Here is a 13,271-nt window from a genome sequence, read left to right on the forward strand (position 1 = left end):
AGGCCTTTCCTGCCAGCAGCAGCCAGCTCCTGGGTGCCGGAATCGGTGGTCGCTGTATCTCTGCTATCTAGAACTCAGCCTTCGCCATGAGACCAACGTGCCCTACGGCAGTCCCAGTCCTAACTTGGCCGGCGCCTCACACTCTGCTGTCTGGACGCGGCGAGGATTTCGGTTGAGGTAGACGCCCGGCCTGCGGCGCTCAGGAATCGGCTTCTCGTGGCTCGGCAACCAATCTTCGGAACTCTGGGCAAGCTGTGATCCGGCGGCCGGCGATCATACATTCGCTTGGAGACGACGCCACCGGTCGATCGAGCTTGCCCGCGCCCTTGCAGTGGCGCTCAGCGCTCGCCCTGTTGGCCCGAGTACCCCTCGGGGCGATGCGGGACGAGCGGATAGGACACCGTTGACAGGCGAAGTACTCGGCAGCTGTGGCACTGAACGGCCCCGGAGAAGATGCGGAGGTCGGCGTAGGAAGCAACGCCATACAGCTAAGACTGGGGACGGCGCCGGTCCAACGGAGCCTGTCTGGGAGCCCGTCCGCCGAAGTGTTACTTCAACGGAGGAGGGGCAGCAGGACCCTCAGTGCGAAGGGGTTCCTCTCGGCTTGGTCTCTTGATTCGGGCCTGAGTGTGCCGCTGCAGCTTTATATGCCGCCCGGAGTAGCCGCGGTGCAGAAGGACAAAACCATGTCCGATGGCCCCTAGGTCGTGCGTTGATGACGCCGCTTGAGCGCCGCGAGACTGAGGCTTCAAACGACTCGAGAATTCGGCAGGTCGAGCGATTTGGAGTCTCGCCCAGCAGTGAGTGGTGAGGTGCGTCGGCGCCAGGGTGATGTAGATGCCACCCACAGAACGGGGACTGTGTGCAAGGGCCGCGATGGGATGGCTTCATGTTCGTCGTCGGGGCTGACAGCGCTTGAGGCCAACACGCGCAAGGCGTACGAGAAGGGTCTGATCTCGGAGGAGGAACTCGGGAAATGCTCGAGCTGGACCTCATACGCGGCGACCGGGCTGCCCTTCTCGACGATCGTCGCTGTAGAGCGAGCGGATCACTGCTCATCCGAAGTCAGTAGCAGGACCGCGCGCTCTTCGTTTCACGTGAAACCTGCGTCCAGAACGCTCGGATCCATTCCCACCGAATTGACCCCCACCGGTTCGCTCTGCATTGCCCGTCGCGGGTGTCGGTCCTGGCGTTGCTGTGCACGGCGGCGCCGTCGCTGAACCCGACGCGCAACGCATCGGCTGGTGTTGCGGCGCTCATAAGGTTGCCGGCTGGCCTCTCGGCGCCGAGACCACGTCCATCAGGCTCTGACCGGGGCCGAGCACGTCGGACGACATCTCCGACGCCTTGGCAGGGTCGACCCCAGATTGCCTTACGGGAACCGGGGGCGATCCACGCACCTTCCCTTGACTCACCGGCAATCGAATCGAGTCGACTTCGAGGACTGGGCCGAGGTCGCGGATGATGGTGTGCCGTTGTGCTAGCGAGATCGAGTACGGGCAACCACAATCGGCTGAGCCGCCGCCCGTTTCTCGGATTGGCGCTTCTCTCACTCGTCAAGGTAAGCCGGACGTCAGAGCTCCGCTTGGCTCCCGCAGGGACGAAGCAAACGGTATCCCCACCCTTAGGCCGAGCACCTGACGCAAGTCTGGGTCCCGTTGAGTCCGTCAAGCCACGAAAGACGACCGGCAACTCGGACAGCATTCGGATGCAGCACAACATCGACCCACAGCTGGCCCACGCTCTCAGCACAGCCTGCTCAGCGTTTAGGCGTGCGGTCGAGGACTTGCATCGAGTCCTGCACGCGCGAGGCGTTAGGCCAGCGCCCAGATGGATCGCTCGGAGGAGGTAGCGCGGCAGGTGACTCGATCACGTCTCGGGCCCTGATCGAGACGGACCAGCCGATGCGTTCGAAACACCAATCCAGATGCCAGCTCAACATCGCGTCTGACGCGGATTACCCGCTGGTGCCTCGTGGCGTCCTACAGATGCGGGTCCTGACGCGACAACTCCGCAGCCGACGGAAAATGCCGCTGCCACACCAACGCCGGCAACACGGGCGGGAAGCTCACCACCGCTGCAGGAGATCATGGGAAACGCTTAATGCAGGTACAGAGTGATGTCCAGCTGACATGAGGTCGTCATCACCATATTGTCGCCGCATCACGGCGGGGAGGGGAGGAAGAGCCTTCAGAGCCCGCAGGCGCGAGAGAAACTCGCAAAATGGCCATAATGAACGGCCCAGAAGGCAAGATCGTGAGGCTGGAAATCCCAGGAGAATGGCTCTGACAGAACCGGATTTGGCCCCACCCGAGGGGAGAGCGCCTCGGTTTCACGCCGGAATCGAAGACGGCTCTTGAAACGACGGCGGGGCACGCGATGACTCGCGTACCCCGGTCTGGTGCTCGATGCGGCGGCTGGTTACTCCTCGCCGCCGGCGCCTTCCTCGTCTACACCGATCATGCCGACTATGCGCTCGAGGTCGTCCACCGTGGCGAACTCGATCGTGATCTTGCCCTTGTTTCGTCCTATGTCGACTCTGACTCGGGTGTCGAAGCGGTCGGACAACCGTTCGGCCAAGTCGTTGAGGGCTGGCGCGTGCACCTTCGGGCGGCGGCTCGGGGCGGCCTTCTTGGCGGGGCCGTCCGAGATGGCCAGCGATACCAGTTCCTCGGTGGCCCGTACGGAAAGGCCCTCGGCAACGATTCGCAGGGCGAGCTTCTCCTGGGCCTCAGCGTCTTCAAGACCGAGCAGCGCCCGTGCGTGGCCAGCCGAGAGGACGCCCGCGGCAACCCGGCGCTGTACGGGCGCCGGCAGGTTCAGCAGACGGATGGTGTTGGAGATCTGCGGGCGGCTGCGGCCGATTCGCTTGGCGAGCTCCTCGTGCGTGGCCCCGAACTCCTCGAGCAGCTGCTGGTAGGCGGCCGCCTCTTCAAGCGGGTTCAGGTTGGCCCGGTGGATGTTCTCAAGCAGCGCGTCCCGCAGCATGTCGTCGTCGCGTGTTTCACGCACGATCGCGGGGATCGACTCGCGGCCGATCGCCTGGGCGGCACGCCAGCGGCGCTCACCCATGACGAGCTCGTAGCGGCCCTCATCCAACTCGCGGACGACGATCGGCTGAAGGAAGCCGACCTCCTGGATCGAGGTCTTGAGTTCGTCGAGCGCTTCCTCGTCGAAGACGTGCCGGGGCTGCTTGGCGTTCGGCTCGATCGACGTGACCGGGATTTCGGCGAACCGCGCGCCCGGCACCGGGGCGAGGTCATCCGACGCTTGCTCCACGACGGGCGGTGCGGGGGGAGCGGCGACGATGTGCGTGGGCCGCTCGGCCGCGGGCGCCGACGTCTGAGGAGCAGGTGCATCCGCCGCCGCGCCGGCGCTGGGAGCGGCCGGTGCGGTCGGGATCAGAGCGCCCAGGCCGCGGCCCAGGCCGCCCCGTGGACGGTTCTTCATGCGGTGCCTCCCGTGTTGACGCCACGCATCGCGATCTCCAGGGCGGCCTCGAAGTAGCTGGTCGCGCCCCGTGAACCCGGATCGTAGGTCATCACGGACTGCCCGTAGCTAGGAGCCTCCGACACCCGCACGTTACGGGGGATGACGGCGTTCAGCACCTTGCTGCCGAAGTGGTTCCGCACGTCCTGCTCGACCGCGTCGGCCAGGCGCGTACGCCGGTCGTACATGGTCAGAAGGATCGTGGAGACATCCAGCGTCGGATTGAGGTGCTGGCGTACCAGATTGATGTTGTTGATCAGTTGGTTCAGGCCTTCCAGCGCGTAGTACTCACACTGGATAGGAATCAGGACCTCTTGCGCCGCACACAACGCGTTGACCGTCAGGAGGCCGAGCGAGGGCGGGCAGTCGATGAAGACGTAGTCGAACTGCTCCGGGTGCGCCGAGATGGCCCGGGCCAGCCGGGACTCGCGCGCGACCACCGAGACGAGCTCGATCTCCGCACCAGCCAGGTCGATCGTTGCCGGTACGCACCACAGGTTCGGAATGCCCTCGACCGCCTGCGCAACCTCCGACAGCGGGACGTTGTCGATCAGGCAGTCGTACACGTCGGGCACGCCGGCGTGGTGCGGCACGTTGAGGCCGGTCGACGCGTTGCCCTGCGGGTCGAGATCGACGACGAGAACCCGATTGCCATGCAGTGCCAGCGCTACGGCAAGGTTCACCGTCGTGGTGGTCTTGCCGACGCCGCCCTTCTGGTTCGCGACGCAGAGCACCCTCGGGTGGTCCGGACGCGGCATCGTAATCTCGCCGCTCGGGTTGAGGATCTGCACAGCTCGCAACGCTTCCATGGCCAAGGGCGGATCGTCTTCATCCCGGCTCGGCGTTTCACGTGAAACGTGTTCGTCCGGCCCCAATGGGGGCTCGACGGGAGCCTTAGGAGTACCAGAAACGGGTGAAGCGGACACTGGTGCCGCCGATATGGGCGACGCTGACGGGGTCCGCGCCGGCGGACTCGATCGGGGAGCGGGCGCCGATCGGCGCGGCTCACCGGTAGTGGGTTGCTGCGCGGGCGAGCCGTAGATCTGGCCCCCGCCGGGATAATTGCCACTCATACGAGGCGATGGCACGCCCTGTTCCCCGGTGTTGAATGCGCCACTATGACCGCCCATGCCTACCCCCGATGCGCGATCGCTGCCGAGAGATGACTTGGTTTCACGTGAAACACCGTACTCATGCACCGTTTTATCCCTGTTAGTGAGGAACGGGTCGGTCGGCGACACGTGCGTTCCGGCGGCAGAAGACCGGTCCACACTATCGACGCCCGGCCAGCCTACGGCCGTCGGCCGAGCCTCGCCATGGCCAACCGCCTGATGAGGCGAGTGCATCGTAGACACTTCCGCCTCCCCAAGCGACTCGATCACCACGGCCTCCGAAGCCACTTCCGCCCCAGCGTCGGCAACCTCACTCTCAGCAATCTTCGGGTCGATGGAATGCGGCCAAACCACCACGACCTCGATCGGTCCCTTGACCACGATGGGCGGCTTTGACGCGGCCGCTCCAGACCCTTTTCCCGTACGCCGAAAAGCCCGCGACAACCGCATCAACGCCGACTTCGCAGCTTCACGCGACGACGGTTCACCGGCGCCGGCCCGCCCTCGCCTCCGCCCGCCGGATTCGTCGCCGTCAAGCCCCGAGTCGGGCGCTGAAGGCTCATCGTCCCGGCCGCGCGTTCCCACGGGTGAGTCGTCTTCGACCTCGCGCATACCGGGACCGCTGGAGCGAGCACCATGCGAGCCGTCGTTGCGCCCCGTGGACGAACGAGCAGCAGGCGCGCGACCCTCATACAGCCCGGAGGACTGCGGATCAGGGTCACGCATCACCCCCGGTCGAAAATCACGCGGGTCGTGCAGGCGCGAAGGACCATCGTCGCCCGGGTAGGCAGGCCGAGAATCGCCATCGCCCGGCACCAGGAAGGAACGAGCGTCGCCCGAGGGTTGAGAGTCGTCGGCATCGTCGAGTCGAGACACCTGAGCGTCGTGCGCGCGGAAGGGCTGAGCGCCGTAGACGTCGTTCACCGCGGACAGTTGAGCGCCGTGGAACTTGTGCACGGGAGACGCCTGAGCATCGCGTACGTCGGAGGGCTGAGCGTCACGGACGAGGTGGACCGCGGACGGCCGAGCGTCTCGCACATCGCCTCGCAGCGGGGACGGCTGAGCATCGGGCACGCGGGACGACTGAGCATCGCGGGTGTCCTGCAAGCGAGAGGACCGAGACTCGCCCGGATGAGAAGGCTCAGCGTCACGTAGCCGGGGATCATCGCCCGAAACGGGAGAGCGGACATCAGCGACAGGTGACGACCGGGCGTCGCGCCTTCCGGCCTGGCGCGCACCGGAGCGAGCGAGCGTTCCGCCTTCGCCCTCAGCGCCCCGATGCCGAACCCGATCCTCACGCGCCCGTGGCTCACGACCGGCCGCCTCGGAAGCATTCGAATTCGGCTCACCGACAGAGGAACGCGTGCCATCCGTAGCGCTCGCGCTTCGGTCGGCCGCCCCAGCACCTGCCGGCCGGCCGTCCGCCTCCGACTGGAAGCGAGGCATCGTCACACTGCCGGCGTCGCCGGGAGATGGGCTGTCGAGGGCGGGACGAGGACCACCGCCCGGGGTGCCCTGGTCGGGACGCCTTGCTCTTGCGTTCCGCTTTCGCGCGCCCCGCCTCGACATCTAACCCCTCCGCGATCCTCCTCGCCCGGGAGCGCGCCTGCCCGGCCGTCCGGCCGTGTCGCGTCCCGGGCCGGCCGCCCGGGTGGACGGCTTCGGCCTCGACAGCACGACGACTTCGAGCACTGTCGTGGGCGGGTCGATCAGACCCTCGCCACACAGCCGGAGAACCGGTTCGGAGCCGCCCAGGGCAGCCACCGCACTCCGATGCTCCGCCGCTTCCTCGGCGGCCGAGGCGCCCTTGAGCGCCAGGAGCCTTCCGCCGACCCGGGCCAGCGGCAGGCACCAACCGGCCAACCGATCGAGCGGGGCGACCGCCCGCGCCGTGACGACATCGGCGCCGGCGGGGGGTCCGTCGACGACGTCCTCGGCGCGGCCCCGGACGACCGTGACGGTCGACTCGAGGCCGAGTGCGGTCACCGCCTCCGACAGGAACGCGGTGCGTCGTGCCAGTGGTTCGACCAGGGTGATGCGTAGATCCGGCCGGGCCACTGCCAGCACGATACCGGGCAAACCGGCACCAGAACCGACATCGACCACCGAAGCGCCGATAGGGATCATCTCGGACAGCACGGCGCAATTGACCAGGTGACGGTCCCAGATGCGGGGCGCCTCCCGAGGCCCGATCAGTCCGCGCACCACGCCGTCGGTGACGAGAAGGCGCGCATAGTCCACCGCCAGCCCGAAGCGGTCCCCGAAAACCTCGACCGCCACGTCCGCGATCTCGGCTGGGGGCTCCGCGTCGGCACCGGAGTCCACCGTTGGGGCAACCGGCGGGTCAGAAAGTGCAGATGCGGGCGGGACGAAGGGCTCGGCAGAAGCGGGCGGCGCTGCCGGAGACGGACGACCAGCGGATCGCGCCTTGCCCGGAAAGGCGATCGGACGACGTACGGGACGACGGGTTGGAAAAGACTGCGGCCCGGGCGATTCCTCACCCGGGCCGGCGTCTCCCGCGCCGTGGCGTGGGTTGGTCATGTCAGTCCGCCGCGCGCACCACGATGCGACGGTTGGGCTCGACGCCCTCCGACTCGCTCTGTACGCCGGTGATCGCGTTGACCACGTCGTGCACGCACTTACGCTCGAACGCCGACATCGGCTCGAGGCGTACGGGGTCGCCGTGCTCCTTGACCTTCTCGACCGCGTTGCGGGCAACCGCGGCCAGCTCCTTGCGGCGCGACGCCCGGTAGCCGCCGATGTCGAGCAGCAGGCGCGAGGGCGAACCGGTCTGCCGGAAGATCGCCAGGCGGGTCAGTTCCTGCAGCGCCTCGAGCGTGGCGCCCCGCTGGCCGACCAGCGGCTGCAGCCGGCCACCGACCACCTCGACCATCGGGCGGCCCGCCGACACGAGCTCGTCGATGTCGCCGTCGTAGTCGAGGATGTCGAGCAGGCCCTCGATGTAGTCGGCGGCGATCTCGCTTTGGCGGAACAGGTCGCCGTCGGAGGCGACGCTCTCGGACGCCTTCGTCTCCTCCGGCGTGGACGATGCCTCGTCGGAGACTGACGATTCGGGCGTGTCGGTGTCGGTCACGGTCTCATCTCCGTATTAATCGGTCCGGACCTGCGCGGTCCGCTGTTTCCCTCGGCGCCGGGAGCGGTGTGCCGGGCCGGGGGGAGGTATAGGCAAGGGGAGCGCTCGGGCGCCGCATAGCAATGACGACACCCGAGCCGCGATCATCCCTTGGGTTTGCTCGCCGGTCGGCCGCCCCGCTTGGGATTCACCGGTTTGGCACCGGGCTTGGGGGCGAGCGCCTTGGTGTCGATCACCGGCGTCTCCGGCTCGGGGGCCGGCTTGTTACGGCCGAACAGGCCACCGCTGCGGCCGGACTGCACCGGGCTCTTGGGGGCGTTGCCGCCGGCTGCGGGCTTCTTGACCGGCGGGCCGGACGGGCGGGCCGGCGACGAACCGGCCCGGCCGGCCATCGGCGGCGGCGGGAACTTGCGCAGCACCCACTGCTGCTGGCCCAGGGTGAACAGGTTGTTCGTGACCCAGTAGATGATCACACCGATGGGGAAGAGCGCGCCGGAGATGAGCAGCGAGGCCGGGATGCCGTAGAGCATCAGGCGCTGGATCATCTTCTGCTGCGGGTCCTCGGCCCAGCCGGTCTTGAGGATCATCTGACGGCTGGTCAGGTACGTCGTCGCCATCATGACCAGCACCAGGATGCCGGCGATGATCTTGACCGTGGTGCCGTTGGCCTGCAGCGCGTTGAGTTCTTCGGCGGTGGAGCCGAACTTGCCCGCGAGCGGCGCGGTGAACAGCGACGCGTGGGTGGCACTCTCGAACTGCTCGACGGTCCACCCGTACAGGGTCTTGCCCTGGTTGTCGGGGTTGAGGCGGCGCAGTGTGTGAAAGAGGCCGAGGAAGACGGGAATCTGCAGGAACATCGGAAGGCAGCCCATGAGGGGGTTGGCCTTCTCCGTCCGGTACAGCTCCATCATTTCTTTCTGGAGCGTCTCCCGGTCACCCTTGTGCTTCTCCTGCAGCTCCTTGACCTTGGGCTGCAGCGCCTGCATGGCCCGCTGGCTCTTGATCTGCTTGACGAAGACGGGGAAGAGGATGACCCGGACCGTCACCACGAGGAAGACGATCGCCAGGATCCAGGACCAGTTCGAGCCGATGAACCGGCCGTCGGGCACGCCGATGAAGTCCCAGAGGGCATGCCAGCGCAGAAGGATCCACGAAATGGCGTAGTAGATCCAGTCGAGACTCATTCAGGCTCCAGTCACATCGGCAGGACGGTGACGGATCGGGTCAGGTACCGGGTCGTACCCGCCAGGGTGGAAGGGGTGGCAGCGCAGGAGCCGCCAGACCGTCAGAGCTGTCCCCTTCACAGCGCCGTGACGCGTCAGCGCCTCCAGGGCGTACGCGCTGCACGAGGGATAGAACCGACAGCGGGCCGGCAGCACCGGACTCAGATAACGACGGTACGCGACCACCATCGCGGTCAGCACACGGGCAAGCAGGCTCATCGCGGCCGCCGGGGCTTGCGAGCCGACGCGACCGCGGCCTCCAGGTCGGTGCCGAGAGTGGCGTACGAGGCGTCGGCCGCGGCGGGAAGGGCCCGGACGACCAGCATCGAACCGTCGGGCAGCTCGCCGAGCACCGGGCGCACCAGATGCCGAAGACGACGCTTGACCTGATTACGGATCACGGCGTTGCCGACGGCTTTGGATACGACGAAGCCGGCGCGCGCCGTGGAGGCTTGCACCGGCTCCTCGAGAAGCAGATGAACGACAACCGTGCCCCGGCCGACTCGTCGACCGCCGCGAATTGCTGCGGCGAAGTCGGCGCTACGCCGCAGTCGCTGGGCCGCGGCCAGCACGACTACCTGGGCATTCCGGCCCGACAGCAGCCGGCTCAGGCCGACAGCTTGTCGCGGCCCTTAGTGCGGCGGGAGGACAGGATGGCGCGACCGGCACGGGTGCGCATGCGCAGCCGGAAGCCGTGGGTCTTGGCACGCCGGCGGTTGTTCGGCTGGTAGGTGCGCTTGCTCACGTCAAAACTCCGTCTTCCTACAACGTCCAGGGGGGCATCAAAGCTGCAAGACGCCACTTTAGCAGAGCGCGGCGGAGCAACCGCTCGACCCTACGCAGGGCGACCACGCCGGTCAACCATATCCTGTCCCGGCACGCCGTCTTGACGATAGCCCGGTCACCTGGACGGTCTTTCTACACAGGTAGTGAATCTTTTCCCGCAGTCGGGCGCTTGCCGGCCGATGGCAGAGTTGATGCTTCGGCGAGATCGCTGTTAGCGTGCCCGTTTGCTGGTCATCAGCGCTGCCCGCATACCACGACGAGTCGGCCAAAACCCGACAAGCAGGTAAATCGTTCGCCTCGGTGAACCTCGGAAAATCTCGGCGGGATCCGCACTTCGGTGTGGCCGTGACGGTCCGGGGAAGGCGGTGAGCCTGTACAACCGCGCCGTACAGGCTCCGGATCGTCTACCGACCATCCGGCCGGGGAACGTCCGCCGAGCGGTGCACAGGTTGTGGATAACCTGTGGACAGCCGGTGGCGCCGAGCGTCTTCAGCACGTTAAATGTGGTGCTGAGTTGGGGGAGCTGTCGAACGCCGGGAGGGTGACGGCGGCAAGGCGATGTGCCGGACAAGGTCCACCGGGGGTCGGTGGCGATGGGGGTGGCGCGGCGGTGGCCGATCAGGTCGACCTGGGCGGTGTGTGGAAGGCGACGCTGGATGAACTGGCCGACGAGATCTCGTCGCGTCAGCAGCGTGCCTATCTGCAGCTGACGCAGCTGCGCGCCATTGTCGAGGACACCGCGCTGCTGGCCGTGCCCGACGCCTTCACGCGCGATGTCATCGAGTCGCGCCTGCGCCCCGCGATCACCGAGACGCTGAGCCGGCGGCTGAACCGCCCCATACAGGTCGCGGTAACGGTCAAGCCTCCGGAGGACGGCACCGGTCTGCCCGGCACCGTCTATGGCACCCCGGTCGAACCGCCGCCCGACGAGGCCGCCGAGTCGCAGCCCCGGCACTACGCCGAGGCGCCCCGCCAGCCCGAACCGCCGCCCTACGACTCCTTTCCTCCCGGCTCGGCGCAGCGCTCCAGCTATCCCCGGAACGTTCCGGCCGCGCGCGGTGGCCAGGAGGCGCTCTTCGGCGACCCGATGCCCCCGTCGCCGGCCCCGATGAGCCGCGGCGGCGCTCCAGTGGCGCATGTCACTGAAAAGAATGAATCCAACGATGCGCCGGTGCATCGGATGGCATCCGATCAGTCCCAGTTGCGGGACAACCAGCGCCGCACCGACGAGCACCAGTCGCCCTACGGCGGCGGCAGCGACCCGCGCGACGACACCCTGCAGATGCGCGGCGGCGACAACGGCCCCGGGCGCTCGCCGCACGACATCCGCCCGTCGAGCAATCCGCGCGGCACCAACGACGGCAATCGCCTCAACCCGAAGTACATGTTCGAGACGTTCGTCATCGGCTCGTCCAACCGCTTCGCGCATGCCGCTTCCGTCGCCGTGGCCGAGTCGCCTGCGAAGGCGTACAACCCGCTGTTCATTTATGGCAGTTCCGGCCTCGGCAAGACGCATCTGCTGCATGCGATCGGCCACTACGCGACCACCCTCGGTCATGCGCGAAGTGTCCGTTACGTCTCCACCGAGGAATTCACCAACGACTTCATCAACAGCCTGCGCGACGACAAGACCCAGGCATTCCAGCGGCGTTACCGGGACGTCGACATCCTGCTGATCGACGACATCCAATTCCTGGAAAATCGCGAGCGGACGCAGGAAGAGTTCTTCCACACCTTCAACACCCTGCACAACGCGAACAAGCAGATCGTCATCAGCTCGGACCGCTCGCCGCGCCAACTGGCCACTTTGGAAGACCGCATGCGCACCCGCTTCGAGTGGGGCCTGCTGGCCGACATCCAGCCGCCCGACCTCGAGACGCGTATCGCGATCCTCCAGAAGAAGGCCGCGCAGGAGCGCATGTACGCGCCCGACGACGTCCTCGAATTCATCGCGTCGCGTGTCTCCAACTCGATCCGCGAACTCGAGGGCGCCCTCATCCGGGTCACCGCCTTCGCCAGCCTCACGCGTTCCCCGGTGCAGCTTTCGCTGGCCGAAGAGGTGCTGCGCGACTTCATGCCCGACGGCGCCGGCCCGGAAATCACCGCCGACCAGATCATGGTCTCCACGGCCGACTATTTCGGCGTCTCCCTCGAGGACCTGCGCGGCCATTCCCGCTCGCGCGTGCTCGTCAATGCCCGCCAGGTCGCCATGTATCTCTGCCGCGAACTCACCGAACTCTCCCTCCCACGAATCGGCCAGGCTTTCGGCGGCCGCGACCACACCACGGTCATGCACGCCGACCGCAAGATCCGCCAGCACATGGCCGAGCGGCGCTCCCTTTACAACCAGATCGCCGAACTGACCAACCGCATCAAACAGAACACCTAGAGCCTTTTCCAGTACGCGGGTGCGTAGCTGACAACCGCACCCGGCCCGTTCCCGCCGCTGGGAACCGGGCCGTCGTACTCCGGGCCGTTCCCCGCTTCCGGCGGCCCGGCCCCACAGCCGCGGCCGGCCCACCTCCGGGCATTGCCAACCGCACACAACTCATGACTCGACGCCGCTCGTACCCGAGTTGTCCACAACCCTCACGGCGATGCGGCCTCGCCGGCGGTCCGATGCTCGTGAAGTCCAGACACAGCCGCAGCTCCAACGGCGACGGTCGCTGATCTGTTCAGCGCAAACCCCGAGGCCGGAACAGGCTTAGCCGCGCCCGTCGCGACGTGGGCGGCGGTTTACCGAGTTCGTCACCGGCAGGACGGGGCCTGTGTACAACTGGCGGCCCGCCGAGGTCGAGTACAGACCGGCCCGTGATGATCGTGGGCGCCACTGCGCTGCTCGCAGCTCCGCGTACGACAGCACCGAACGTTATCCACAGCCGTCGGCTCGACGAACAGGCAGCTCAGGGCACAAATGGCCTGAACGTCGGGAGTAGCCGCCGGCCTCAAGCCCCCAGGCAACCTCGAGTTGCCCTAGTCGTCAACGACGTCGGCTAAACGAACTGCGCGGCTCCGGACACGTGTGGACCGAACGTCGGGCGTCACCGTCGGCGTCAATCCCACAGGCAACCTCGATGTGGCCCTCGTCGTCAACGACGTTGTCCGTCGGCTCAAGGAACTACGCGGCTGCGGACCCGACGGAGTAGACGTTAGGCACAACCGCCCGCACGTCGGCCGGCGATGTCACGTCACCCGGGCGTCGACCAGGCGTGCGGCGGACCGGGGAAGAAGTCCGGCGGTAGGTGCCCGCGGTCAGCCAGCAGCCGCACGAACTAGGCCCCTGCCAGCACGACAGTGTCGAACGCTGTGGATAAGTCCGGCTCGCCATCCGGGCCAGTCTCGTCGCCAACGCTGGAACGTTGTGCACAACCGCCAGCGAGCAGTTGCTGGCGCAAGCCGGCCCGACGTTGTCCACACCCGGCAGCTCAACAACTCGGCCGCCGTATGAGCTGGCTGACCAGGCGGTGCGCACAAGCACCCGCTCCACGCGCTAGGCAGCTGCCGGTTCAACCGGGCCCGGGCGTTGTGCACAATCGGCCGCTCCACGCGCTAGGCAGCTGCCGACGC

The 13,271-nt window shown here is 67.1% G+C and carries 9 protein-coding genes; 1 reads left to right on the forward strand and 8 read right to left on the reverse strand.

What is annotated here, in order from left to right:
• Positions 1–2,421: 2,421 nt before the first annotated feature.
• From ACZ3I4_RS27445 to rpmH, 8 genes are all read right to left on the reverse strand, one after another.
• The gene (locus ACZ3I4_RS27445) at positions 2,422–3,450 is read right to left on the reverse strand and encodes a ParB/RepB/Spo0J family partition protein (RefSeq protein WP_465384895.1); all 1,029 of its coding nucleotides are present in this window, start codon (positions 3,448–3,450) and stop codon (positions 2,422–2,424) included.
• On the reverse strand, positions 3,447–4,619 hold the full coding sequence (locus tag ACZ3I4_RS27450) for a ParA family protein (RefSeq protein WP_465385057.1): 1,173 nt from the start codon (positions 4,617–4,619) through the stop codon (positions 3,447–3,449). The genes ACZ3I4_RS27445 and ACZ3I4_RS27450 overlap by 4 nt, the downstream gene beginning before the upstream one ends.
• Before the next feature lie 1,551 nt (positions 4,620–6,170).
• Positions 6,171–6,881, reverse strand: coding sequence for a 16S rRNA (guanine(527)-N(7))-methyltransferase RsmG (gene rsmG, locus ACZ3I4_RS27455; protein WP_465384896.1), 711 nt, complete (start codon positions 6,879–6,881; stop codon positions 6,171–6,173).
• Positions 6,882–7,143: 262 nt separating this feature from the next.
• The gene (locus ACZ3I4_RS27460; RefSeq protein WP_465384897.1) at positions 7,144–7,695 is read right to left on the reverse strand and encodes a Jag family protein; all 552 of its coding nucleotides are present in this window, start codon (positions 7,693–7,695) and stop codon (positions 7,144–7,146) included.
• A 143-nt stretch (positions 7,696–7,838) separates the two neighbouring features.
• Complete coding sequence (gene yidC / locus ACZ3I4_RS27465; RefSeq protein ID WP_465384898.1) at positions 7,839–8,879, reverse strand: membrane protein insertase YidC; 1,041 nt, start codon at positions 8,877–8,879, stop codon at positions 7,839–7,841.
• Positions 8,880–9,137: a membrane protein insertion efficiency factor YidD gene (yidD, locus tag ACZ3I4_RS27470; protein ID WP_465384899.1), complete on the reverse strand. Its 258-nt coding sequence runs from the start codon at positions 9,135–9,137 to the stop codon at positions 8,880–8,882.
• Positions 9,134–9,490: a ribonuclease P protein component gene (gene rnpA / locus ACZ3I4_RS27475; RefSeq protein WP_465384900.1), complete on the reverse strand. Its 357-nt coding sequence runs from the start codon at positions 9,488–9,490 to the stop codon at positions 9,134–9,136. Before rnpA ends, yidD begins: the two co-directional genes overlap by 4 nt.
• Before the next feature lie 35 nt (positions 9,491–9,525).
• Complete coding sequence (gene rpmH, locus ACZ3I4_RS27480) at positions 9,526–9,663, reverse strand: 50S ribosomal protein L34 (RefSeq protein ID WP_111650962.1); 138 nt, start codon at positions 9,661–9,663, stop codon at positions 9,526–9,528.
• Between the two features lie 651 nt (positions 9,664–10,314).
• Here rpmH and dnaA point away from each other — a divergent pair.
• The gene (gene dnaA / locus ACZ3I4_RS27485) at positions 10,315–12,093 is read left to right on the forward strand and encodes a chromosomal replication initiator protein DnaA (RefSeq protein WP_465384901.1); all 1,779 of its coding nucleotides are present in this window, start codon (positions 10,315–10,317) and stop codon (positions 12,091–12,093) included.
• The last annotated feature ends 1,178 nt before the right edge of the window (positions 12,094–13,271 follow it).

The organism is Actinoplanes sp. NPDC021490 (assembly GCF_055562135.1).